Genomic DNA, 23,142 nt, shown 5'->3' with positions numbered 1-23,142 from the left:
GGTCCGTGCCTGCAGCACGTTCTCGTTCCTTACATCGGGTGAGTCGTCCGGATGGGGCGGCGTTTCACCCGGTGGTCAGCGGAGTCCCTTGAGGTAGGTGACCGCTTGGTAGGCCGATTCGATGGCTCCGTCGACGAAGCCGTGGTTGGCCTGGTCGGTCGTCGACACGGTGATCCGGCCGACCGGTGTGCCGAGGTGTGGTCATGAACCAAACCGCCGGTGGCGTAGTCGATCAGAGAAACGCCTGCCAACGGCGGATTGTCGTCTGAGCGAAAGGTGATCCTTATTGGAATCGGCATCTTCGCCCGACATGCTCTTTATTCTCGGGTTGGCAAACCTGGCGTGCGGCGTCTGGATCCTGCGCAGGCCACAGCGGTTCCGCGCCCGCGGGGTTCGGGTACCGGGCGTGGTCACCGGCCTGGAGAGGAGCAGTGACCCTGACAGCAATGCGTGCTATCCCGTCTTCCGCTTCACGACCCGCGATGGCCAGAGGGTCGAGATCACCTCGCGTTACGGCGAGAGCAAGCCTCCTCAACCAGGAGATCGCGTCACGGTCCTGCTGACCTCGCAGATCAAGCGGATCGGCGGTGGCGAGCCGGTCACGGCGGTCGCCCACAGCGCGGCCGGTCCCGTACGGACGCGAACAGCCGCCAGCGGGCTGCCGCCGATCCGGCTGCACGACCTGTGCCGCGGAGCTGCGACGTTGGCGCCGGCGTCGGGCACTGAGCTGAAGGTGGCGCAGGGCACGTTGGGGCATGCCAGCATCATGTTGACCGCCGACACCTAAGTGCCCGGGCCGCTGCGCGGCCGGCGCTCCAGGCGGTGCGGGCGACCAGCCGGAAGATCGTAAGCGTGGGCGAGGCGTGGTGAACCACTGACCGTATCCAGGCGCGGACAGGCCGTACTCTAGCTGGGCGGCCAGATTTCTTGTTCGCGGACGAAAGGGCGTGCACCGCTGGCCCGACCCCCAGACCGCCCGCCTGGCGGTGTTCCGATGGATCACCCGAGACAACACGGTCGGGCGGCACCCCCGCCTCGGCGAGCTGGGCCCGATCAGCCGTTGAAGACGAGCTCGGACTGCCGCACGCTGCGCTCAGGTAGCCGCGGCACCCCATCGTCGTCGGCCAGGATCCGGTAGACGCTGGCCCGAGGGATGTCGGCCCTTGTTCTTGCGTGCCTTGACCCGGGTGCTGATCTTCGCCAAGAAGCCGGATGCTGATCTTCGCCTAGAAGATCGGTTCACAGCCCGCCTCGGCCAGAGCGTCGAGCTGGCTCTGTAGCTCCTGTTGCGCGATGCTGCAGCGGGCGTAGCCGACCCGCGTCGGCCTGGCCGCTGCCGCCGGCACCGTCTGAACGGCCGGGCCCGCCTGCCAGGCATGGCCCGCGCCATGCGTCGGCGGGGTCCGCACCTCCAGTTCGGCCCGCAACTGGGCACCAGCATGAAGCGAGGCGTGTGGGACTTCGGCGCGACCTTGCCGCCCCGAGTCCGGCAGGCGCTGCCCGCAGGCGCCTCACACGTGGGACAGTCGAACCGTCCGACTGCGGCTAACGGCCGCCGGACCCCGGGCACCCGAGCACAAAGAGTGACGGTCGCTACGCATAGGTACCTTGGCCCCTGGGATCACGCTCGGGATAACCTCGCCGATTCACTCACAGTTGCCACAACCGCACGGTCGCGTCCCTGCTGCCGGTGGCCAGGATCTTGCTGTCTGGGCTGAATGCCACGGAGTAGACGACGCCGTCGTGGCCGGTGAGGGGCTGGCCGAGGAGGGTGGCGGTGTCTCCCCGATTGAAGGCGTGGTAAGCGGCCGGCAGGGCGGCGGCCAAGCGTGCGGTGCCCAGCCCGGTGAGCAGGCGGCGGCGGGTCAGGACCCGGTGCGGCGCGGCAGTGACGTGATTTTGCGTTGCGGGTTCGGGCGCGGACCGCTCCCCGAGACCGGGAGATCCGGATGCGTGGGCGGCCGGCGCAAGGGGGCGGTGGGCGCCGGTTCGGTAGGTGGGGGGCCTCAAGCCGGGTAGCCGTGCGGACGCGGGGGGCTGGGGCAGCGGAGGCGCCTGGGTGATGGGGGGCGGATAAGCCGGTTTCGATGGCCTGTCGCATCGCCGCGGCATCCCGGTGGCGTTCCTGAGGTCTTTAGCCAGCGCGGTCGCCAGCAACTGGTCCCAGAAGGGCGCCAGGTCCGCATTCCGGTGGCGGTCAGCCGGGTGGCCGTCTCCGAGACCAGCTTGGCGATCCCGAAGTCCCCGTGTGGAGTCACCCACGACCGGGATGTCAACGCCGAGATCAACATCCGGGCCGAAGGGCGCCAGATCGTCGCCGCTGGACGGAAACCCGTGCCTGATTCCCCGGCGTTCACGCCGGGGAGCGCGTCAAAGCGTCGAACCGATCGACCGCACGCCCGTCAAAGCGTTCGTGCGCCAGCATCACGAACTCGGTGTCCTCGCCGGCTGGCGGCGCCGAAGCCTCCGTGCGGCATCGGCGCAACGTGCGCCGGAGGAGTCAGGTCGGCGGACGCCGGAGCCGAGGCTGAGCATGGTCAGGCTCCTCCGGCGGCGATGTAGGCGGCGGGGTCGTAGTGGAGGCGAAGCCGTTGGATCTTGCCGTCGGTGAAGGTGAAGAACTCGGCGAGCCTGACGGTGCCCCTGGGCAGGTGGGCCTCGTAGAGAACGGCGCTGCCCTCGGGCCCGTTCACCTCCTGGATCACGTCGATCTTGCTGACGTTGGCGATGAACCCTTTGACGCCCTGCCGGAAAGGGGCCGCCCCGGTGACGCGTCCAGCGATGGGGCCTTCGAATTCGAGGTCGTCGGTCAGAAGGGGAGCAAGCTCGCGGCCGTCCGCGTAATTGTCGATCCCGCCCGTCAGAACCCGGTAGTAGTCCTTGAGCGCACAATGCGCGTGCTCGCTGAGGAAAGCCATGTGATCTCCCTCGATCATCGTTGATGAATGGTAGAGAAAGTAAACCATTCGGTTGAGAATTACAACCGATAGGGCTTAGGCTGGGGCCATGCGCTCGTACAACCAGTACTGTTCGATGGCCCGTGCTCTGGACCTGGTTGGCGACCGCTGGACGTTGCTCATCGTCCGCGAACTACTCACCCAAGGACCCTGCCGGTTCTCCGACCTGCGCCGCGGGCTGCCCGGCATCGCCAGCAACCTGCTCGCCGAGCGCCTGCGCGAGATGGAGTCGACCGGCCTGATCATCCGGCGCGACGAGCCGCCACCGATCGCCGCGACGCTGATCAGCCTCACCGCCCGCGGCCAGGATCTCAGCGGCGTGGTGCGCGAGCTGACGCGCTGGGGCGCACCCCTGATGATCACGCCACCAGTCGGCGATGAGTTCAGAATGCACTGGTTCTCGCTGCCACTGCGCCATCTGTGCCGAGACGGCTCACCTGACGAGCCGGCCATCACCGTGCGCCTCGGCGACCTGGACGACGGCTGCGACATCACCGCCGACCACGGCCAGATCGACGTGCGCCCCTGCTCGAGCCAGCGCCAACCCGAAGCCACGATCACCGCGCCGCCGCAGGTGCTCGTCGCACTCTTCACAGGACTCATGACCCCGCAGGCAGCCACGACCCAGGGAATGGTCGTCGACGGCTCCATGGCGGCACTCGAACGCCTTCTACCGGAAAAAGGGCAAGCCGATGCCTGACGGTCGAGACATGCCGAACCGCGATCTCCTCGAGGAGATCGCCGAAGACTTCAGCGACCAACCTGACGTCACCATGGGAACGATGTTCCGCAGCCCAGGCCTCCGCGCCGGCGGCAAGATCTTCGCGTTTCTCGGTCATGATGGTGAGCTCATCGTGAAACTCCCGCACCAGCGAGCTTGCCAGCTCGTCGACGCGGGAGCCGCCGAACACGTGACCATGGGAACGCGGACCATGCGGGAATGGGTCGCCTTTCCCGCCCAAGGAAGCGGCACGGCAACCCTCATACTGTGGCGAAGCGCGGCGCACGCCGCCCATCAGTACGTCGACTCCCTGCGACGATCAAGTTGATCTGCAAGCGCTGCCAGAACTCTCCTGCAAGCGCTGCCCGGTGAGACCACAAAATCACGCGTGCCCTTGTCTGCCTCACGCTCCCGTACGGCAGCGACAGGCACACCGGCCATAACACCGGCTCCGCTCCACGCCGTTCAGGCGGGGTTTTCACTGATCAAGAGAAGTAGGGCGGGTGGGACTTGAACTTACGACCCACGGATTATGAGTCTGTGGATCAACGAATCGGGTGATGTCGGGCCTCGCCGCTCTGTGGCATTCCTGCAGGTAGGTACGTCGTGGGTGGGCCGGACAGTGTCGGAAATGCCGTCCTGAAGCGGGAGTGTCCGAGACTGCCGGTCCCCCTACGGTCTCCTCAAGAGGGAGGCGCCATGGAACGTGCCAGCACCGTAAAGGTTGTCCAGATCGTGTTCGGATCCGTGCACGGTGTGGCCCGGCACTGCGGCATCGGACGGGCCATCAGTACTAAGCGCGACGACGTTCGCGCCCCGGCGGCTGGGACGCTCGGTCAACGCCCGAACGAACAAGCCGATGTGCGCCCGGCCGGCTGTCACCGGGTCGACGCCCTCGCGCTCGCACACCTCCATGTACTCGGCCAACCCGCGTGTGTAGGCGAGCAGCCATGGTCGGCATCCTTCCGGGTCTTCGATGTCTCCATCAAACCCGGGGCGGTTCACCGTGCCGGTCGTCGCGGTCATCGCCGGCGACTGGGTCGGGGCGCCGCTCGCGCGCTCGCCGTGCTCGACTGCCCCGACCGGCCGTACCTGCGATCATCGTATCCGCGCTGGCGCTCGGGCCGGCCGACGATCACGCCGGCGGGCGGCGGATTCGGAGCCTGGTTGCCCGTCGCGACGCCTGCGACGCGTTCGGTGCCGAGCTTGCCGCGCACGCGCCGGATGACACGATCGCCAGCGGCTGTACGAGTGAGGATCTGGCCACGGCCCTGGCCTGCATCGCGCGGTCATCGCCGCCCCCCGCGCCGCGCGCCTCTCGTTTTCTCGGCGCCCACGCGCTGGCGTGCGTAGCCGGCGCCGATCAAACGCGCGTAAGGCACTTCGTCGGGAGCCAGCCGACGCCGTAGGACTTCCAGAGAATGCTCGAACCGCAGCTTGCGTATGCGCCTCCTTCTGAGTTGCCACAGTTCAGTCCGTAGAGCAAGTGTCGGAGTATGGCCGAGCTTCTGTCCTTGTCGGCGTGGACGTTGATTCCTTGCACCGGCCACACCAAGTAGTTACAGGTCGCGAGAGGCGCAGCGGGCGTGGAGCCGACTTCACTGACCTGGTTGTGCGAGATCGCTGTGGCTGAGGCGGGGGTTGCGGTCGCGGCAATTCCCGGGCCGACGAGTGCCGCAGCCAGTGTTCCGATCGCAACTGCGATGGTGGAGCGTTTGGACATCGTGTTCCCTCTTTGTCGATGAGCGCCGGATACGCAGCGCTCTGATCTTGAATCTCGATGAGCCGCCGGGCCCTTCGAGAGCCGATGGGTTCATGATGGGAGGGCGGACGCCGCCGGGTCGTCACCCTGGGGGCGGCCTTCGCGTGTACGCGATCCTGCGTACGGGCGGTGACGTCCGCTGGGCGTCATGACCCATCCGCTGACCTGCTGGCGTACGCTCTGGTGGCAATCGCGGCATCGGCGTTGGCCGCGCGGCGCACGCCGGCTAGCGGTGGAGCGGGCTGCGGAAGGCGAGGGTTCGGGGTTGTAGATCCGTTCCGGGGATGGTGAGGCTGTCGTCGCCACGATCGCGCGGAAGGATCCAGAAAGGTGTGCCTGGCGGTGGGGAGGGCGTCGACCAGGTTGGACGGCCGCTCACGAGTATTGAGCTGGCGGTGGCGCCCGTTCGGCGGACGCCGATCGCCCCCTCCGCTCAGGGAGAATGCAGGCATGGTCGAACAGAGCATCTGGATGCAGAAGGTCGCGGCCGACCCCGGTCACTCCACCTGGTTCATTGAGCGCTTCCGTTCCATGTCTCGCGCCGGTGACGACCTCGCCGGGGAGGCCCGCCTCATGGACGCCATGGTGCCGCGCCGCGCCCACATCCTCGACGCCGGCTGCGGATCCGGCCGGGTCGGCGGCATGTTGGCCGAGGCCGGCCACGACATCGTCGGCGTCGATGTCGACCCGGCTCTGATCGAGGCCGCCGAGCAGGACCACCCCGGGCCGCGCTGGATGGTCGGCGACCTGGCCGAACTCGACCTTCCTGCGCAAGGCATCACCACGCCGTTCGATGCCATCGTCTGCGCCGGGAACGTGATGACGTTCCTCGCGCCGAGCACCCGTCGTGAGGTGCTGAGACGGTTCCGCGCGCACCTCACGCAGGAGGGCCGAGCCGCGATCGGCTTCGGCGCCGGCCGCGGCTACGAGTTCAGCGAGTTCTTTGCGGATGCGGCGGCCAGCGCGCTCGAACCCGACCTGCTGCTGTCCTCCTGGGACCTGCGTCCGTTCGGGGACGACTCGAGCTTCCTGGTTGCTCTTCTCCGCCCCGCCTGACACAGCGGCTGAGGGCGGATGAGCAGGGACCGCGTGGAGGAGCAACTTGGGCCTGCCTACCTTGCCGACCACATGTCGGTCCGACGGCGCACATCCTTCACGGCCCGGCCGCCCGAGCGCATCTTCTGGTGAGCGCGTCGATCCACACGAAGGTGTACGGCCCGCCATCGGGTCGGGACCGGAAGGAGACCACCAGCTCATCGAGCTCGGCGGTCATCATCCGCTGCGCGAACTCGCGAACCATGGTGCGCAGCAGGTCCGGGCTCGCGGCGGCGAGAGTCTCGTCAAAGTGGTCCCGGGCAGCGGGCATGATGCTCATCGACGGCCACTTCGTCCCCTTCGTGTTGATATGAGGGAATCGAAGGATGGTGAAGTGGCCGTCTCTTGGCACATCGATCTCTCCCGTCCCACGACTACGGGAAGATCATCCTGCACTGCTCCTGTGGACGCTCCCCCGGGGAATCACCGCTGGCGGTGTTCGTCGGTCAGTGGGCCGGTTGCCCGACCGCGGACCAAGCGGGGAGATAGCTCATGGGTGACTACACCCTTCCGGACATGCCGTACGACTACGCGGCCCTGGAGCCCGCCATCACCGGCGAGATGGCCGAACAAGCCTCTCACCAACCGGTAAGCCAACGACAACAACACCTCAAGCTGGTCGCGGCCACCGCCCCGATCATGCAGCAAAACCCCAGTTCACAGTACGCAACCGTATTTTCGAGCGGGACAGGAGCACGCGCCCGGCGACTACTACGAAGTGCACGTCGTGGCGGGAAGACCCAAGCGGGCTGAGTTCCGTGGTTCGGCGTGGCCCAACGACATGGGTGACGGCGATTCGGATCGCCGTCACCCCGTCGGGAGGTTACACGGAGGGTTGGGAGACGACGACCACGTGGGTGGTCTTCGCCGGCTCGATTGTCGAGTTCCCCACCAGCTGGATGACGTACGTGTGCTTGCCGGCCGTCGTCGGCGTGTCAGCAAAGATGAACGACCCGTCGGCAGCGGCAGTCATCTTGGCTAGGGCTTTCGAGGTAGTGCCATCGGGGCTGGAGACGTTACGTACGACGGTGACGATGGTGTGCGGGAAGGTGATGCCGTCGGCGGCGAACGTTCCGTTGAATTCGAGTCGCTCGCCGACGGCGCCGGCCGTCGGGCCGGTCACCCTTAGCACCGGCTGGTACAGGCCCACCTCGACGATGGCCGAGGCGCCGCTGCCCCTGAACCAGGAGTTGCCCGGCCAGTACAACCGATATTCGTACGACCCCCATTTCGGTGCGGTATCGGTGAACCGGTATGTGCCGTCCGCCTCCGTGGTGACTTCCTGGAAGGGCCGGGAGGTGCCGTCGGGGAGCCAGCGGTACAGCTCAAGCGTCTGCACGCCGGGCAGCGCGCCGGTGCTCAGTGTGAGCCGCCCGCTGAAGGTCAGCTGCTTGAGCGCGGTCGCCTCGGAGGGAGCCGTCATGGTCAGGGTGGAGGCGTGGTAAGGCGAATGCGGCAGCCGCCAGAGGTGCATCCGCCCGGTGTCAGGCTCCTTCAGCACCGCATAGGTGAGTACGCCGTAGAAGGCGATGCTGCCCGCCACCAGCGCCTTCCCCTGGTGGTCGGCCGAGTAGATCACCTCCGCCGTGGCCGGGTCGTACACCACGAGCTCCGCCGCGTCGCCCGCGGAGGAGTTCCAGCCGCCCACGACGTAGGCGCCGTTCGGGCTGGCCGCGACGGCGGTGGGGAGGCCGTGCTCGCTCAGCTCGCCGCTGTCGTAGGCGCGTGTCTTGGCGTTGGTCGTCGTGTCCCAGGCGTCGAACCGGTCGGTGTCGGCCAGCGCCGACAGCGCCGCTGACCCGTAGTCGGCGAGGGCGAGGTCCCGCAGGGACGTGTCAGCGTGGATCTCACCGCGCGGGGTGGCCGGGGTGGCGCTGACGTCATACACCCTGATCGAGGCGGGGCCGGCTCCCGGCTCTCCCGCCACCAGAGTGCTCCCGGCGACGGCGACCAGCGGAGGCCGCGTCGTGCCTGATCCGACCGGGACGAGGGTGGGTGTCGGCCTCCACAGCTCGAGGGCGACGACGCCTCCTTCCCCTGCTTGGCCGCACCCGTATCCGACCCACAGCCGCTCGTACGACTGGGCCAGCGTGGACGGGCACGGGTAGGCGGTGAGGTCGATCCGCTTGGTGATGGTGAGCGTCGCGATGTCGATCTCGATCACTTCATGCGAATCGCGCAGCGCCGCGTACACCTTCCTGCCGTTGTCCGCCACGGACAGGGCCACGGCACCGGACAGGCCGCTGATCGTGCCGATGAGCGTGCCGTCGCTTGTGGTGACCACGATCCGATCGTCGGCGGCGACGAAGATTTTGCCGCTGTGCCCCACCACGTCACCGCCCCTGTCGGCGGCTACACCGAGGTCGGTGACGGTGTTGGCGGCCGAGGCGGCGGGTGCCTGAGCGACGAGCAGGACCGCTGCCAGGAACAGGGACCCAGCCAGGGCGACTAATCGGTGGGCAAGAGGAGCACGGCCAGAGCTTGGGAGGCGCACATGCACTCCATTCAGAGGTTCGATTGTCGAACGTATGTTCGCACATCTGATCATCGTCGTCCAGAACGGCCTCGGAGAAGGTAGTCCCATCGCCCGCCGCCCCATGCGGACCTCACACGGGGCGCCGCCGACAAGGTCCTGACCGCGATGGACCGGCCCGGCTGATCACCCTGCTGACCCGCACTGGAGGCACCGCCATTTGAACCATCGACCCCAGGCAGGTCCGCCGACCCTCCGGCGGGCCTGCCTGTCCGTACTCCACGGCTGTCGCGCAGACGGTGCAGCCGATCGATCCCTAGCCTGCGCTGCGAACGGCTCGAGGATCGCTGCGAGGAGCAGCGGATCATTTATCTGCTGGTCACCAGCGGCCTGGCCGGCAAGGCGAGCCAATTGACAAGGCTTGGCCGGACATGAATCCCCGTTGACCGGCAGCGCGGCGCAGACCTTCTGGCTTGATCTTCGGATGGTCGTCATTGGGGTCTGAACTGACGGTGACGGTCCAAATGATCTACCGCGATACACGGTCCGTACGCAAGGGCAACCACTGAGCGACCAAGCATGATCAACAAAGAGATCCAAGGCCGGCGTGAACCGAGAAACCGCAGGTGGAACGCGGTAGTGGAGAGTAGGGCGGGTGGGACTTGAACCCACGACCCACGGATTATGAGTCTGTGGATCAACGAGTCGGGTGATGTCGGGCCGCACCGCTCTATGGCATTCCTGCAGGTGGGAGCGTCGTGGGAGCGCCGGACAGTGTCGGATATGCCGCCCTGAAACGGGACTGTCCGAGACTGCCGGTCCCCCTACGGTCCCCCAAAGGGGGAGGTGTCATGGGTCGTGACGGCACCGGTAGAAGGTGTTCAGAACGCACTTGAAGCCTAACGAGGGGTCGCCTTGGCATGCGGAATCGTATGTTGGATGCTGATCTACGATGTAAAGCCCGCAATACTTATCAGGCACACTTCCTTGATCAAGAGTTGGGAGCCCCAGGAAGGTCGATCCTAGAGTCCGCTATTGATCTAGGGGCCGCGCCGCGCCGCCGGCGCGCGCCGCGCCGCCGCAACTGGACCGCGCCTTCATAGGAATTGAGATCAACCCGTCGTTCTGCGATCTGGCCTCAGCTCGCCTCGTAGCTGAGCGAGCGGAGCGCTAGGTCTGGGAAGACCATGCTTGGGCAGAGGAGCCTCTGCCCAAGCATGCGCGACGTACCAGGCGGCGCCTAGTGATAAGGAACGTCGTCACGTGCCAGAATTTGAGCCACACGAGCGCTGTGGTTCTTGTGGACCAGCAGCATCAGCAATCGCTCAGCCCTGGAAACGCCCACGTACAGCACCCGCTTGGCTTCGGAGCTGGTTCTGTAGTCCCAGTGATCTAGCGCAGTGAGGTTATCCTCGTCACGGTGCAGTTTCTTGGGTATCACCATCCCCACAGCCGGCATCTGGCGCCCCTTGGCCCCGTGAACGGTGGACCAGTCCAGCCCGCTACTCTTGTCGCGGAGACCTTGCCCGATCCACTGGTCAGTGGTGGGAGTCCTCAGGGAACCGAGCTGGCTGGGCGAGGTCGTGGGCCACGCCACCCCAGCGAGAAACGCCCTGATCCGCTTCGTGTAGTTGGCTGCATCACCGGTGTGGCTGCTCAAGGTAAGAGCCATACGGACTACCACGTCGGACAGCCAAGCCTGGGTGATCCCGAGCTTCTCGCAGGCACCATCGATCCCGTCGTCGTCCGAGGGCGTCTTCGCAAGCGCCAGAAAGGTCTGTTCAAGCATCTGCCGTGCTCGCAGTCGTGAACGGCTGTCTGATCTGGGATCGGTCAACACGTGTCCCGCGGCGGCGATGCGAAGGACGCGGTTCGTGCCTGGCTCCTCCTGTGTCTGACCGCCGGCCGCTTGACGCGCGTCGTTTTCGCGGTACGCGAGAAGAGCGACGTTCTTCGGCTCGATTCCGTACCCGCTCACGATATCGGCGACCATGGGGCTCACCTCGCTGAGGTTCTCGAAAGTGAGGAGCCGAACAGGCACGGTGAGTTCCCGATGCTGGCCGAGGGCATGGTCAACCTGTGTCAACCCCCTCACACTTGCGGTAATCCTGCAGATGGCCGGTGTGCTCCGGAAATTGCCGTCGAGTCGCTCACCTTGCGGGAGCGTCGCGGCGAAGCTCAGCACCTTCTCGGGTACGGCCCGGCGAAATGCGTAGATCGACTGATCGAGGTCGGCGACCATGACGAGATCTACGCCGAACTCCCGTAGCAGGCCGAGCACCTCGAGTTCCTCGCGGCCGCAGTCCTGACTCTCATCCACGATGACTTCGGCAAAACGCTGGTTCAGCAACTCTCCGATGCGGGTGCGGTCTCTAGGTACGGCAAGCCATCGGTCTGCGAGGCTCCGGGAAGCCGAACTACTGAGTACACCCGCCCGGATCAGTCGCGCTCGCTTCTGACGAGCACTCTCACACAGGTCATTGCTATACGAATCCATCAGTTTCTTAGCCCTGCCAAGGCTCCTCCCGGGCACGCGACCTTCGTTGAGGCGGGCGCGGCCATTGTGGTCGAAGTCGAACCACTCCAGCTCCAGCCCCTGTGACGCCTGCCCCCGCACCCGGACCGCTGAGTCGTCCAGGGAGTTCCAGGACTCGATGAAGCGAACCTTTCGCTGATAGTCGCGAGTGTAGAGCGGGGTGACGATGAATCGGTTGATGAACGCGTCGAAGGTGCCGACGAAGTGCGGGACGACGAGGCTGTCCGGCTGGTCTCGGCACCGGTCGGTCACCTCGTCGATCGCGGCGTTGGTGAACGACACCAGCGCGATGCCTTTGCGCCGTTCCTCGGTCACTCGCCGGATGTAACGCGCGACGATCGCCTTGGTCTTGCCCGCCCCTGGACACGCCTCAACGAACAGGCTGCCATTGGCATCGACCAAGAAGCTCTGCGGGTCGGTCAGATCGGATTCCGTCATGAGTCGAGTTCCAGCGCCGATCGCACCGCCCCAGCCAGATATGGCGGGCAGACGAACGATTGGCCGCCGGCGATCGCCGCCGCGACATTGTGCGCGAACTCGCCCTTCTTGAGAAACTTCGAGTTCTTCCGTAGCTTGCGATAGAACTCCTGGGCAGGCGACTCGCCGGCCATGATCGCATCCCAGTGGTGCTGAGACTGGGGGTGCTGCTGGAGGTAGGCGGCTTGAAGGACGGTGCTGTTCCCACCGCCGGGCTCCAGCAGGTCCGCTTCCAGGGTCCAAGTGGCCTCATGAATGTGAAGGTGCTTGTCCACGCCGAGTTGGCGTGCCTTGCCTTCCAGATCCGCCTTGCGGTTGTAAGTGGCGGTCTCCTCGAGGTCCTCGTCGGACGCTGCCTTCTTGCGTTTGAGAGGATCCGCGTCGGTGATCACCACCAGCCGATCAAGGATCCGGTTGCCGTCGACTCCTCCGAGCAGCAACTGGATGTAGGGCCAGAAGTCGACGCTGCCGACAGCGATGATGGTCACCCCACGCCACTGACGCCGGTGCTCAAAGCTGTTGGGGTCATCTGATCCGAAGATGAGGTGACGGGCTAGAACAGGCAAGAGAACCGCTTCGCCGATGCCTTCGACCAGGATGACCCGCCGCGCGAACAGCAGAGCGGACCTCGTGGCGTCGAGGTACTGATTGATCTTGCGCAGATCACCTTGGTCGAGCCCCAGTCGCGCCACCGGGATCGCTTTGGTGGAACGACGCACAACGGCATCGCGCTCGGTCTGAGGCTCCCGCTCGACGGTCGTACGCAGGATGACGGCATTCTCCACACCGACACCGCTGGCCAGATTCGGCGAGTGTGTGGTGGCGACCACCTGGATGCGTCCGGCAGGCCCCGTGCTGTCGTCGCCCCCAGACTTCTCGGCGTGTTCTCTCAGATAGTCGAGCAAGACGGCCTGGAGCTGTGGATGCAGATGAGCCTCTGGCTCCTCGACAAGGAAGAGGGTGAGTTCGGCGTCCTTGGCGTTTTGCAACTCCAGGATGACCGTCGCGATGTAGAGCAGGTTTGCGTACCCGAGGCCGGATTCCGCGAGATCGGCCAGGTCGACGCCTTCCTCGGCCATCTTGATCCGCAGGCTCTTGGCCAACTGTCGCAGTTCGTAGCCCTCGAAGGTGACGCCCACTTCCTGGGCGCGAACGGGCTTGGTCATCTCACTTAGGTGCTCGCCGATGTTCTCGTTGGCCGTCGTGAGCACGCCATGGTCATGCAGGTCCTTGAAGCTCTTGTTGACCGTCTCGATGAATTCTGCCCGGTCTTCCTGGGCGGTGAGGAACTCGAGGATCGCGGCCAGGCGCGTGCCGTCCGCGGAGTCCAGCTCGCGCTGTGCGTCGCGAAGGGGAGCGAGGTAGACGTGGGTAATCTGCTCGCGCTTCTGCGGCTCTGCGTCTGGGCCGTCCACAGGTCCCGCGGTGTAGGTGGGGCGGGGGCGCGGTCCGGCGGCACCGTCCACGGAGAAGTGTGTGCAGTAGTCCACAATTCCGGTCTCGGTGTCCAGCGCGGTTATGTACTGGCCCGCCTGGATGGGAGTCAGGCCATGGAACCTGGTCCTGATCTCGATGCCCTCGTCCTGTTGCCCTCGGGAGATGTCCTCCCGCTCGAAGTAGCGTGAGCGGCGGCGGCTCAAGGGAACGGTCGCTAGGCGAAGCGCCTCGATGATGTTGGACTTGCCCGCGTTGTTCTCGCCGGCCAGAAGCGTGAGGGTCGGCTGGAACTCCACGGTCGTGTCGACGCATGAGCGGAAGTTCTTAAGGGTGAGCTCTCGCAGGTACATGCCCGAAGGGCTTGCTGTCACGGATTCTTGCATTGCTGAATTGGGTGACTTTGCCATATCTCGCTCGTTCGGCTGACGTGCACAAATGCATGAATAACTAGACAATATGGGTGGATAAATACTGAATGAGGGCACGAAAATCAGTGCATGTGCGGCTTGGGTCCGCCTTGTCCCGACTGGATGGCCCAGAACTCTACGGCATCTCTGGAACGCTGCAACCGAACAGAGTTCTGCATGGCTAATTTGTCCGCATATCGCTCAAATTTACATATTTAGGCGCAAGGGAGGGCAGCGGGCTGGCCAGAGAGATTCGAGGCGAGCGGCGTGGCCTCCAGTTCTTCGCGTCGGCGGAGGGCAGCGGGGAGCCTCAGCAGTTCGTCGGACAGTGACTGCTCATTGAGATCACGGGCGCGGAAGTTGTCAGCGGACCGGAAGGTGGGTGGGGCGGGGATGGGCAGCAGGTTCACGTCGAAGTAGGTCAGCTTGTCGCGGTCGACGGGCGCGGTTGGGGGCTGTCCTGTTCCACGTGCAGAGGTGTGACGGGGCCGAACCTTGGCTGCGCCCCGCCGCCGACGCGGGCCACGAGGACGCCGCGGTGATCCTCAGGAGTATGCGGGCCGAACACTCCACAGGCTTTGAGGGCTGGGTCAACAGGGCGTACTTCTTCCAGCCCACCAGGCATCGCTGGGAGGGATGGCAGTGCTCCTGGCCGGGGCCTCCACACTGGTCGTGGTTCCCCGCTCCGCGTCGCGTCGCTCGTGCTCGCATTCTGCTCCCTGCAGCTGAAGCGTTTCGGTACCGTTTGGTCCCCCTCAGCTCCAGAAGTAAGGCGCTCGCCGCTCCCGGGGTGTTCATCGGCGTGGTGGCGTTGTCGGGATTCCTTCTCGGGACGATGCTCCTCACCTGGATCATCGGGATCATGGCGAACAGTGACGGCCGTGCCCCGGGCATCCGGCCACGACAAGCGCCTGCACCATGCTTTACCACTGCTTGTTTTGCCATGGTCAGGAGCTAGACGCCGCGCTACCTCTGGCCCCGAAGGACACATGCGTTCGACTGTGTCGACTATTGATGCCGATGCAGAATTGCTTCGATGGCCGTCTGATAGATCGGCCACCCCTGATCGACCCCACCCGCCCACGACCACTCGTAACGGCTGACCCCGAACTCCTTGGGATCTGGCGCACGTCCCAGCGCTTCGGACATCTGCACGAACGTGACGCCAGCACTCGCCAGCCGGGACTTCTGCCGGTACACGTCGGCCAGAGGGAAATCCGTCACTCGCAGGAGCTCCTCGTACGGTTGCCCGCCGAGCTCTGCGTACAGGGCATCGACGAAGTCGTGTGCGGTGATCGGAAGGAGATCGACGCGGGGAGGAGTGGACGGTGCCTTCTCGCCGATGGCGGTATAAAGGCCGGACAGGTCGCCGTTGAACCAGTGGTTCGCTGCTTTGGCGGCGAAGCGGGCGAATCGCTTGAACGTCGGGGATTTGCCGGAGGCGGCGATCGTCTTGTTCAGTTCGCGGGCGACGGCAGTGAGTTCGGTGTGCCAACGGTGGTGCAGGTACTCGTCGAGATAGCGGCTGGTCCATCCGCGCCGATGACGAGTGAGAATATCTCGCAGGACGCTGAAGCCGTCGCGGCGACTGCCTCCACCGGTCATCCGAAGCGCGACGCCTTCGTCGCGCTGGAACCAGTTTTCGTAGGTAGGGAGTTCTTCTATCGGGCCGAGGCGGCTTTCTGCTTGTTCCAGTTCGGCGAAGAGGCTGGAGTGGATCGGGGTGCCGATCTCGGCGAGTTTCGCGAGGTGGCCCTCGTGGTAGGCGCGCAGGCCCGACAGGGTGGTGCGTGACGACGGTCCTTCGCAGACGTACCACGTGGTGAGGGCTACTCCGTGCCAGAACGACACAGCGGGGCCGAATGTGTCCGCCATCAGCCGGTGTGGATAGGGCTCGCTCACGACAGCCTCGGGCCAGCGGGGGAGTGTCGTGCCGTCCCAAAGAAGGTTGATCTCCTCCACGAGGTTGGGGGTGAGTAGCGTTCGGTACAGCCTGTAATCGGGCCGGTGGCCGTACCCCACCGAATATCCAACATCCTCTACCAGGCCCCATAGAGGCTTCATCCCGGATTCCTGTCGGGAATGCACCGAGTCGAACTCTCCCCACCACCGGCGCAGCACGTCAACGCGCTGTTCGACAGGTGAGACCGCTGTGGCCTGGTTGAGGAAGGCGGCCAGCATCGCCTCGACTTCGCCGACTCCAACTCCGTGCTCTGCCGCTGTCGCGTCGGCGTTGGACGCCCCCCCGACGTAGAGCTTGGGGGTCGGCAAAGCGGTGACCAGTTCCTCTCCTGGGTTGGGCGGCAGGCCGAGGTAATCGAGACATGCCAGCCAGTCGCCACCGAAATAGGCGCTCAGCGTCGGCTTCAGGGTCTTGTTGAGGACGCGACGGGCAGGCGGCGTAGTCGAACGGGTCTTCGCGATGATCGCACCGATGAGCGCACGCAGGCGCGTCGCGCGAAAGCGTGCGGCGATGGAGAACAGATCGTGCCGGCTCAGGGCGTCCAGCAACAGGGTGCGGGCGTGGGCCTGGCCGGCCCGATCGAGGCGCCCCCACCCACCACCGTAGGTGAACATCTCCACCTCCGGGGTGCGCGCTATGCCCAAGCTGGAGTAGGACTCCAACACCGTCGCCCATGTGGCGCGCTGTACGTCAGCAGTCTGCTCCGATCCCGCGGCGCGGAGTACAACGGGTGCCATCAGGGTGTCAAAGAGCGGGATGAGTAGGGACCAGACCAGCAGTGCGTCCGCCGTCGAGCTGAGCTGGGTGCGAATCGAGTCGCTTTGGGCAAGTGTCAGAGATTGTCCGGGATGGTGGCGGGCGTAGGCGGGAAGATTCAGGGTGCCGGCCTTAAGCCGCGCCTCCTCCGGCAGGAACCAGGCCCCCTTTCGCTGCTGCGTCTCCAAGGCGAACGTGTCGTCGACGAAGGATCGGTCCTGCGGAGTCAGGAAGGTCATGGACACGATGTCGCTACTGCTGCGTCCAGGGCCACCCGGCGTCATGGATACCAGCGTGCGTCCCGACAGGGCCATGAGCATCAGGTTCGCCGTCAGGACATCGAGTTGGGCGAAGGCCGCGTCGTGACCGGCCTCGCGCTCGATGCGGAGGAACTCCTCGATTCCTGCGGATGCCAGCCTGACGGCGAGATCCGTTTCACCCATGAGCGCTCCTGATCACCGCGACGAACTCCTCGAATGTCCTCGGCTTCGGGGTGGTGGCGACGTAAGCGGCGTAGCGATGGGCGAGGGTGTTCAGTTCACGCTCCTGTCGTCGGGCTTCCACCTGGTCAATGGTGTGGAGGAATTGCTGGCGATTGTCGCCTTGCTCCGCCACGACGGTCACGTGCATGTCGGCATACACCGGATAGCCGAGTGGGGGTGCGCCGCGATCAGGCACGGGCGCGTCGCCGAAGTCATCCGGCTCCGCTGGCCGCGGATCCATGTCGTTTTCCCTGCGCAGGGTCTCCAGATGATCGTCGAGGCCGAGCTCTCCGTGGTACACCAGATCCAGATGTTGCGGCTGCGCACGTTCGGCCAACGCCGGGTGGTGCACCGTGCGGATGCCACGCCCGACCAGCTGATAGAACTCACCGAAGCTGCCGTAGGGACGCATCGGCACCACCGCGGCGATGGCCGGCAGGTCGTACCCCTGGCCGAGCATCTTCAGCTGCACGATGGCTTGCAGGTTGCCGGACTCGGTCTCGAAACGCTTGCGGGTGGCGGCGATCTCCGAGTTGGTCATCGAGTGGTGCAGTGTGCCGCAAGCGATGCCGTGCGCATTGGCGATGCGGGCGATCTGCTCGGCATGACTCTGGCCGAGCGCGGCGAACAACACCCGCGGCCTTACCGGTGATAGCGCCTGTGTCTGCTGGACTAGGCAGTCGCGGACGATCCGCATGACGCGGCGGATCGGTTCCTCAGAGGTGGCGGTGATTCTGGCCACCTTGCGCTCGTCTTTCATGATGTCTAGGAGCGCGGCCTTACCGACGATAGGTTCGCGCTCGCCGCCGGGCCAGAGGATCTCGTACTCCGTCTCCTCGACGTCGGGGGTGAACCTGTGGGCTCGCAGGTGCTTGGCGTGGCCGTCGGCGATCGAGTCGATGAGCCGGTAGCGGTACACGACGTCTGCCGTGATGGTCCTGCCGTCGGCGCGGCTGAAGCATGCTGACATCAGCAATCGCCGAGCGCGCGGGAAGCGCGCGAACAGGCGTCGGTACGACTCCGAGGCGGCGATGTGGGCTTCGTCGATCACGATGAAGTCGATGTCATCCGGCTCCAACTTGGCCAGCAAACCGTTGTCGGCACTTCCGAGGGAGTGGAAGTTGGTGACGATCACGGCGGCGTCGAGCAGCTGTTTTCGGCTGACGGACTGGATCGTGCCGAGGTCGCTGTCAAGCACCTCGGTGGCCGGAGCGCTCATGCCGGAAAGCAACGGCCCGCCCCGCAGGGTGTAGAGCACGTTCCCCGCCACCGCCGGGTCTAGGGCTGTGGCGAAGGTTCCCCGGATCACACGTCCCGGGGTGACGATCAGAGCCCTGCGCCGGGTAAACGCCAGCGTGGCAGCCACACCCAATGCCGTCTTGCCGGCACCTACGGACATCACGCAGGCGGCGTTGATCTCACCGCGCCGGTAGTAGTTCGCGAGAGCGACGAGTGCCTCTCTCTGGCATCCGCGCAGGGGGTTCAGATTCAGGTGCCGCCGGGCACGGTCGAAGTAGTCGTCCTCGGTCGCCGTACGTCGGGCTGGTGGGGGAGTGATGAACCCCAGCGGGTTGGGGTCCATATCATCGGGGACCGGGGCGATGGGATCGGGAATGAGGTACGTGGCCAGGAGCGGATCGCGCTTTAGCACTTTCTGCAACTGTGCCACGCAACGGGCCGTGTGCTCGCGGATGGCGGCATAGGAGAATCGCAAGACCTCGTAATTCAAGCCCACGAGGTCGTTCTGCCGGATCCGGTCGTGTACGAAGGCTGACCTGGAACTGTGGAACTCGTAGCCGTCGAGTTCGACGACCACGTGCGATCGGACGCCGGTGATGAGGTAATCGAGATGGTAGGAACGGTCGTCGACCGTGACGGGATGTTGGGGGTGTACGTGCGCGGAGATTCCCGGTGTGGCGGCGGCGCTCAGGACCCACTTGACGAAGGAGGTCTCCAGGAAGGATTCACCGGATAGAGCGTCGGTTAGGCGAGTCCCGTACACCGGGCCTCCTCGTCCAGGGCAGCGATCTTGGCTTCCAGGGTTTCCAGCCGATAGCCCTCATGGAAGCGTTGAAGCCGCCTGTTGATTGCCAGAGCTTCTCGCAGCGCGCCTTCGGTCTGCAGGAGAGTCACCCACGTTGCCACGCCTGAGAAGTGGAAGTAGCCCTTCGACGTGTCGTCCTCGTCGATCAAGAATGGCCGAGGAGCGGCCTCGATCAGGCGGAGGTCCAGGTCGGCGAAGACTTCGAGGAACCGCAGCCCGCTCGGATCGGAAGCACGAGCTGACCACAGCCGAGCGATGGCGCTTTGCAGCAGAAAGTGATAATCCGAGACTGTGCCGGGAATTTCCAGCCCTTCCCACACCCATCGAATCAGCGATGGGATGTCCATGTCGCGCATGTCGGCGAACGCTCTGGCGGACGCTGGCGATTCGGAGGTGCTCCCATTGGCGATAGGCCAGGAGATGCCGCCGTAGTCTGTCTTGCTGGGCCTGATATGGGTTTCGGGCAGGCGGCTTCTGTCCACGTCGGGACTTCCGGAGAATCCGACACCCTTGACCTCGGCCATTCGGGGATACCACGCACGCACCAGGAGATGTTCCTCTCACATTCAGAAGGTCGGGGATCTGGATCAGCCGAGCATGCCGACGAAGGCATGAGGCGTGACGATCGGGATACCGTACGCGCGTGCCTTTCGAGCCTTGCCGGACAGCGAGTCGGGGTCGGCCGCGACGACGAGCCTGACCTTCTTGGTCACATTGGGGTGGGGGAGGTAGCCCGCCTGGCGGGCGCGGCCCTCCCACACCTCTCGGTCGTCGTCCATCTCGCCGGTGAAGACGACCTGGTCGCCCGGTTGCAGCTCGAACCGCCTCACCGGGGCGAGGGGGGACGGCGTCCACCTTCAACGCTTGTTCGACGGCGGTGGCAGGCAGTCCGAGCAGAGACGCGACGAGCTCGAGCTCGCGCCGTTCGGCGTCGGTGACGATCCCGTCCGCCAAGGCGGCGCGTGCGATCTCAGCCAGGAAGTCGCGGTGCAGAGTTTCGAGTTCCGCTTGGCCCAGGCCGAGTGTTGTGGCCAGCTCCACCAAGGCGTCAGCCTCCGCGGCGGAGATGTGGTGGTCGAGGAGCACGCGGTCCAGCAGGGCAAGGTACGGCTCAGCCATGGGGGGCTGCGCCGCCTGGGGGAGGCGGTCGAGGATGCGAGCGAGGAAGTGGGTCTGGCGTTCGGCCGAGATGCCTCTGCGCACGCAGTCTGCCCGGGACTCGTTGAGCGCCGGCCATTGGGCGGTCGTGCTGGTGCCGTGAAGCGCTGCCGGCCAGGGGTAAGCGGTGCGGGACAGGCTCAGATAGTGATGAAGCAGACCCGAGGCGGCGCGAGCGTCGATCAGAGCGTCATGGTGGCCGTCGAGGGGAATGTCGGCTACCGCGCAGCAGCCTGCCAGGTTTCGCGGTGCGTGAGGCAGGAACCGCCGTGCCTCGCTCATGGTGCACACGCCGAGCTCCAGCAAGTCTGGAATTGGTGTGCCGATGCGGGCGAATTCGTACTGCAGGAATCCGGCGTCGAACCGGAGATTGTGGGCCACGGGTACTCGATGGCGCAGCAGCGTGACCACCGTGCCTGCGATGTCCTTGAAGGTTGGTGCGTGACGGATGTCGGAGGCGCTGATGCCATGGATATGCTGCGGGCCGAGGTCGCGTTCCGGGTTGACCAGCGTGTTCCATTCGCCGGTCACTCGCCCGGAGGGATCTGTGTGGACGATGCCGATCTCGATGATCCGGTCATGCCACGACGGCCGTAGCCCCGTGGTCTCCACATCGATCGCCGCGTAGCCGATTGGGCTGGCACTCATGCTCTCCTCCTCGCGCATTGTCACTAGGAAAAGTCGCGCGCCGAGGGGAAATCGCCTGCTCCATCTTCGGAACGTGATTGAAGTGTGATATTCAAGTGACGAAATGCCCGCTATGAGGTTTATGTCATCTTTGTGGAGTTGGTGGCGAGCTGCCCGAAAGGCCGCGAGTAGGCTTATTTCATGACATTTTGCTATTACTGCGTAAAGCAGATGAACGGGACGGAGGCTCGCTTGGGCGCGCCACACGGAGCCTTTGCATCCCCCTGACGGCGGATCGATGGTCACAGCATGATCGCGAGCCTGGTGTTCGCCTGACGACGTAAGAAACCCCTGGTAGATGGATTGATCACCACAACCAGATCCGTCACAACCAGGGGCCTCGGATGCTTTTCTATCGTGCTGCCGTCGATTTGTCGCCTCAGACATTGAACTACGTCGCCGGGATGATCCGGCGTCATCGTAAGGCGATCGGGTCGCTCTGGCGGCGGCTCAATCCCGGCCGGCAGGCGTTGCTGGTGCTGGTCTACCTGCGTAAGGGCGAGACGTTCACCGAACTTGGGGCCGGCTTCGGGATCTCCACCGCGACCGCGTGGCGGTATGTGGAAGAGACGGTGGCGCTGTTGTGGGCCCGTTCGCCCAAGCTCGGGCGGGCACTGCGTAGGGCCAAGCCGGACGGGTTGCACTACCTGGTGCTGGATGGCACGCTGATCCGCACCGACCGGATCAAGGCCGACCGCCCGTACTTCTCTGGCAAACACCGCGTGCACGGGATGAACATCCAGGTGATCGCCTCACCTGACGGGACCATCCTGTGGACCTCCGGAGCGTTACCGGGCAAGGCCCACGACCTCCCTCTGTGTCAGGCTCAAGTGGGACACACGGTGAGGAAGTTCTCAGTGTGGCATGAGTAGGGCGAGACATGGTGTAGCAGGCTGTGACGATGACGAAGTACGACCTGGAGGCCGGTGGTCCTCGGGCTGATCGACCCAAGCGCCGGCACTTCTCGGCGGAGTACAAGTTGCGGATCGTCGCCGAGTACGACGCGGCGCCGCCCGGCGAAAAGGGCGCCATTCTGCGCCGCGAAGGCTTGTACGACTCCAGCATCCAGTTGTGGCGCAAGCAGCGCGACGAGGGTGCCTTGAAGGGCGTCTCCGGGGAAAAGCAGGTCGCATCCGGAGAGATGGCAAGACAGCGGGCCAAGGAGAAGGCGGAGCGAGAAAAACTCGAACGGGAGAACGCCCGGCTGAAGAAGAAGCTCGCTCAAACCGAGGCCGCTCTGGAGATCATGGGAAAATGGCACGCGCTCTTGGAAACGATGTCCGAGAGCGCGGACTCAGACAACTCGTGAGCGAGCTTCGCGCCGAAACCCGCGACCAACTCGAACCCTGCGTCGGCATCCAACGATCCTGCGCGCTGACCGGCATCAACCGATCCTCCCTGTATCGACAGCGGCAACCGAAGCAGATAAAGCCCGCAACCGTACGGGCGGCTCCGCCCAATGCGCTGTCCGAAGAGGAATGCGAGGAACTGATCGCAGTCCTCAACAGCAAGGAGTTCGCAGACAAGTCGCCGCGCCAGGTGTGGGCGACCCTGATCGATCGTGGCACCTACCTGGCGTCGGTGTCCACGATGTACCCAAGGCCGTTGCGTTCTCGGTTGATGGACGTTCGCTGGGCTCGATGAGGCAGGTGTTGAGGGCACCCCGGGGTGCACATGACAAACGCGACCCCTGATGATCGTCGGTGTCTAGCCAGTCGATCAAGAACAGGGGTCGCGTTCGCGTGCCATCATCCCCGATCGACGTGCTCTCGCGCCACTTGGAGCACGTCACCGTCGCCGACCTGCCCGCCGAGCCGCTCGATCTGCCCACGCTCGCCGAACTCCTGGACACCCTCCCGGACCCGCGCAGCCGCCGGGGACGCCGCTACCGGCTCGGCCCCCTGCTGGCGTTATCCCTGCTCGCCGTACTCGGCGGCGCGACCTCCCTGGCGAAGATCGCCCGATTCATCGCCGGGTACGACCCCGACCTGCGCGCCCGTGCCGGCCTGCACGGCACGATACGCCTGGCCGCCAGCACCCTGGGACGACTGTTCGCCCGCCTGGACGGCGACGCCTTCGACACTGGGGTGCCCCGATCTTTCCGGACACGGACCCAAGTAGGGTTTACGTGACACCCGGAAGGCAAGGTAGTGGCGAAGAAGCCGAGGCAGTACTCTCCCGAATTGC

20 protein-coding genes and 3 pseudogenes are annotated in these 23,142 nt (G+C 65.2%); 9 read left to right on the top strand and 14 right to left on the bottom strand.

The features are described from left to right. Nucleotides 1–310: 310 nt before the first annotated feature. Nucleotides 311–787 carry a DUF3592 domain-containing protein gene (locus tag IEY82_RS39545; protein ID WP_225263167.1) on the top strand — a complete coding sequence of 159 codons (477 nt, stop codon included), beginning with the start codon at nt 311–313 and terminating at the stop codon, nt 785–787. Between the two features lie 439 nt (nt 788–1,226). Here the strand turns inward: IEY82_RS39545 and IEY82_RS39540 are convergent, their stop codons facing one another. The 4 genes and pseudogenes from IEY82_RS39540 to IEY82_RS30775 all read right to left on the bottom strand — a co-directional run bounded on the left by IEY82_RS39540 (nt 1,227) and on the right by IEY82_RS30775 (nt 2,936). Further along, nucleotides 1,227–1,427 (bottom strand): recombinase family protein, encoded by a 201-nt coding sequence (locus IEY82_RS39540; protein ID WP_189127771.1) that lies wholly within the window; start codon nt 1,425–1,427, stop codon nt 1,227–1,229. 14 nt (nt 1,428–1,441) lie between these two features. Beyond that, a pseudogene (locus IEY82_RS40545) lies at nt 1,442–1,570 on the bottom strand (zinc finger domain-containing protein); the annotation flags it as partial. A gap of 80 nt (nt 1,571–1,650) precedes the next feature. Continuing rightward, nucleotides 1,651–1,827, bottom strand: coding sequence for a WD40 repeat domain-containing protein (locus IEY82_RS39535; RefSeq protein WP_225263169.1), 177 nt, complete (start codon nt 1,825–1,827; stop codon nt 1,651–1,653). Nucleotides 1,828–2,537: 710 nt separating this feature from the next. Next, nucleotides 2,538–2,936 carry a nuclear transport factor 2 family protein gene (locus IEY82_RS30775; protein WP_225263171.1) on the bottom strand — a complete coding sequence of 133 codons (399 nt, stop codon included), beginning with the start codon at nt 2,934–2,936 and terminating at the stop codon, nt 2,538–2,540. 70 nt (nt 2,937–3,006) lie between these two features. Here IEY82_RS30775 and IEY82_RS30770 point away from each other — a divergent pair, with 70 nt between their 5' ends. Both IEY82_RS30770 and IEY82_RS30765 read left to right on the top strand, forming a co-directional pair. Next, entirely contained in the window at nt 3,007–3,657 is a 651-nt protein-coding gene (locus IEY82_RS30770) for a winged helix-turn-helix transcriptional regulator (RefSeq protein WP_189127770.1), read from the top strand. Between the two features lie 10 nt (nt 3,658–3,667). After that, nucleotides 3,668–4,006, top strand: coding sequence for a hypothetical protein (locus IEY82_RS30765; RefSeq protein WP_189127769.1), 339 nt, complete (start codon nt 3,668–3,670; stop codon nt 4,004–4,006). 344 nt (nt 4,007–4,350) lie between these two features. Here IEY82_RS30765 and IEY82_RS30760 read toward each other — a convergent pair whose 3' ends face one another. Then, a complete protein-coding gene (locus tag IEY82_RS30760; protein WP_189127768.1) occupies nt 4,351–4,704 on the bottom strand; it encodes a hypothetical protein in 354 nt (117 codons plus the stop codon). A 1,186-nt stretch (nt 4,705–5,890) separates the two neighbouring features. Between IEY82_RS30760 and IEY82_RS30755 the strand changes: the two genes are divergently transcribed. Next, on the top strand, nt 5,891–6,496 hold the full coding sequence (locus IEY82_RS30755; RefSeq protein ID WP_189127767.1) for a class I SAM-dependent methyltransferase: 606 nt from the start codon (nt 5,891–5,893) through the stop codon (nt 6,494–6,496). 97 nt (nt 6,497–6,593) lie between these two features. Here IEY82_RS30755 and IEY82_RS30750 read toward each other — a convergent pair whose 3' ends face one another. Next, nucleotides 6,594–6,815 carry a hypothetical protein gene (locus IEY82_RS30750; protein ID WP_189127849.1) on the bottom strand — a complete coding sequence of 74 codons (222 nt, stop codon included), beginning with the start codon at nt 6,813–6,815 and terminating at the stop codon, nt 6,594–6,596. 212 nt (nt 6,816–7,027) lie between these two features. On the opposite strand from IEY82_RS30750, the gene IEY82_RS39530 reads away from it, so the two are divergent. Then, nucleotides 7,028–7,288 carry a hypothetical protein gene (locus IEY82_RS39530; protein WP_225263172.1) on the top strand — a complete coding sequence of 87 codons (261 nt, stop codon included), beginning with the start codon at nt 7,028–7,030 and terminating at the stop codon, nt 7,286–7,288. Between the two features lie 70 nt (nt 7,289–7,358). Here IEY82_RS39530 and IEY82_RS30740 read toward each other — a convergent pair whose 3' ends face one another. The 8 genes and pseudogenes from IEY82_RS30740 to IEY82_RS40440 form a co-directional block, all read right to left on the bottom strand. Then, nucleotides 7,359–9,029 carry a YncE family protein gene (locus IEY82_RS30740; RefSeq protein ID WP_189127766.1) on the bottom strand — a complete coding sequence of 557 codons (1,671 nt, stop codon included), beginning with the start codon at nt 9,027–9,029 and terminating at the stop codon, nt 7,359–7,361. A 1,219-nt stretch (nt 9,030–10,248) separates the two neighbouring features. Beyond that, nucleotides 10,249–11,982: a UvrD-helicase domain-containing protein gene (locus IEY82_RS30735; RefSeq protein ID WP_189127765.1), complete on the bottom strand. Its 1,734-nt coding sequence runs from the start codon at nt 11,980–11,982 to the stop codon at nt 10,249–10,251. Continuing rightward, nucleotides 11,979–13,808, bottom strand: a complete 1,830-nt coding sequence (locus tag IEY82_RS30730; protein WP_189127764.1) for an ATP-dependent nuclease — start codon at nt 13,806–13,808, stop codon at nt 11,979–11,981. The genes IEY82_RS30735 and IEY82_RS30730 overlap by 4 nt, the downstream gene beginning before the upstream one ends. A gap of 1,065 nt (nt 13,809–14,873) precedes the next feature. Further along, nucleotides 14,874–17,027 (bottom strand): stress protein, encoded by a 2,154-nt coding sequence (locus IEY82_RS30725; RefSeq protein WP_189127763.1) that lies wholly within the window; start codon nt 17,025–17,027, stop codon nt 14,874–14,876. Then, a complete protein-coding gene (locus tag IEY82_RS30720; protein ID WP_189127762.1) occupies nt 17,020–19,068 on the bottom strand; it encodes a DEAD/DEAH box helicase family protein in 2,049 nt (682 codons plus the stop codon). The genes IEY82_RS30725 and IEY82_RS30720 overlap by 8 nt, the downstream gene beginning before the upstream one ends. Beyond that, nucleotides 19,050–19,634 (bottom strand): hypothetical protein, encoded by a 585-nt coding sequence (locus tag IEY82_RS30715; RefSeq protein ID WP_189127761.1) that lies wholly within the window; start codon nt 19,632–19,634, stop codon nt 19,050–19,052. Before IEY82_RS30715 ends, IEY82_RS30720 begins: the two co-directional genes overlap by 19 nt. Nucleotides 19,635–19,697: 63 nt before the next feature. Continuing rightward, nucleotides 19,698–19,940: a BRCT domain-containing protein gene (locus tag IEY82_RS39525; RefSeq protein ID WP_225263174.1), complete on the bottom strand. Its 243-nt coding sequence runs from the start codon at nt 19,938–19,940 to the stop codon at nt 19,698–19,700. Nucleotides 19,941–20,493: 553 nt separating this feature from the next. Continuing rightward, nucleotides 20,494–20,916: pseudogene (locus tag IEY82_RS40440) on the bottom strand (3'-5' exonuclease); the annotation flags it as partial. 383 nt (nt 20,917–21,299) lie between these two features. Between IEY82_RS40440 and IEY82_RS30700 the strand changes: the two are divergent. The 4 genes and pseudogenes from IEY82_RS30700 to IEY82_RS30685 form a co-directional block, all read left to right on the top strand. Beyond that, a pseudogene (locus tag IEY82_RS30700) lies at nt 21,300–21,764 on the top strand (transposase family protein); the annotation flags it as partial. A gap of 92 nt (nt 21,765–21,856) precedes the next feature. Then, entirely contained in the window at nt 21,857–22,264 is a 408-nt protein-coding gene (locus IEY82_RS30695; protein WP_189127759.1) for a transposase, read from the top strand. Beyond that, complete coding sequence (locus IEY82_RS30690) at nt 22,261–22,599, top strand: hypothetical protein (protein WP_189127758.1); 339 nt, start codon at nt 22,261–22,263, stop codon at nt 22,597–22,599. Before IEY82_RS30695 ends, IEY82_RS30690 begins: the two co-directional genes overlap by 4 nt. A 98-nt stretch (nt 22,600–22,697) precedes the next feature. Then, on the top strand, nt 22,698–23,087 hold the full coding sequence (locus IEY82_RS30685) for a transposase family protein (protein ID WP_189127757.1): 390 nt from the start codon (nt 22,698–22,700) through the stop codon (nt 23,085–23,087). The last annotated feature ends 55 nt before the right edge of the window (nt 23,088–23,142 follow it).

Origin of the sequence: Nonomuraea cavernae (assembly GCF_014646355.1) — a bacterium.
Lineage (GTDB): Bacteria > Actinomycetota > Actinomycetes > Streptosporangiales > Streptosporangiaceae > Nonomuraea > Nonomuraea cavernae.
Note: the sequence above shows the minus strand (reverse complement) of the source record. Positions and strands in the feature narration are given on the sequence as shown.

Excerpts from the sequence above, each read along its gene's own strand:
- IEY82_RS39545 (WP_225263167.1), top strand. The coding sequence starts at position 311 with ATGCTCTTTATTCTCGGGTTGGCAAACCTGGCGTGCGGCGTCTGGATC.
- IEY82_RS30775 (WP_225263171.1), bottom strand. The coding sequence starts at position 2,936 with ATGATCGAGGGAGATCACATGGCTTTCCTCAGCGAGCACGCGCATTGT.
- IEY82_RS30770 (WP_189127770.1), top strand. The coding sequence starts at position 3,007 with ATGCGCTCGTACAACCAGTACTGTTCGATGGCCCGTGCTCTGGACCTG.
- IEY82_RS30765 (WP_189127769.1), top strand. The coding sequence starts at position 3,668 with ATGCCGAACCGCGATCTCCTCGAGGAGATCGCCGAAGACTTCAGCGAC.
- IEY82_RS30760 (WP_189127768.1), bottom strand. The coding sequence starts at position 4,704 with ATGACCGCGACGACCGGCACGGTGAACCGCCCCGGGTTTGATGGAGAC.
- IEY82_RS30755 (WP_189127767.1), top strand. The coding sequence starts at position 5,891 with ATGGTCGAACAGAGCATCTGGATGCAGAAGGTCGCGGCCGACCCCGGT.
- IEY82_RS30750 (WP_189127849.1), bottom strand. The coding sequence starts at position 6,815 with ATGAGCATCATGCCCGCTGCCCGGGACCACTTTGACGAGACTCTCGCC.
- IEY82_RS39530 (WP_225263172.1), top strand. The coding sequence starts at position 7,028 with ATGGGTGACTACACCCTTCCGGACATGCCGTACGACTACGCGGCCCTG.
- IEY82_RS30735 (WP_189127765.1), bottom strand. The coding sequence starts at position 11,982 with ATGACGGAATCCGATCTGACCGACCCGCAGAGCTTCTTGGTCGATGCC.
- IEY82_RS30730 (WP_189127764.1), bottom strand. The coding sequence starts at position 13,808 with ATGTACCTGCGAGAGCTCACCCTTAAGAACTTCCGCTCATGCGTCGAC.
- IEY82_RS30725 (WP_189127763.1), bottom strand. The coding sequence starts at position 17,027 with ATGGGTGAAACGGATCTCGCCGTCAGGCTGGCATCCGCAGGAATCGAG.
- IEY82_RS30715 (WP_189127761.1), bottom strand. The coding sequence starts at position 19,634 with ATGGCCGAGGTCAAGGGTGTCGGATTCTCCGGAAGTCCCGACGTGGAC.
- IEY82_RS30695 (WP_189127759.1), top strand. The coding sequence starts at position 21,857 with ATGACGAAGTACGACCTGGAGGCCGGTGGTCCTCGGGCTGATCGACCC.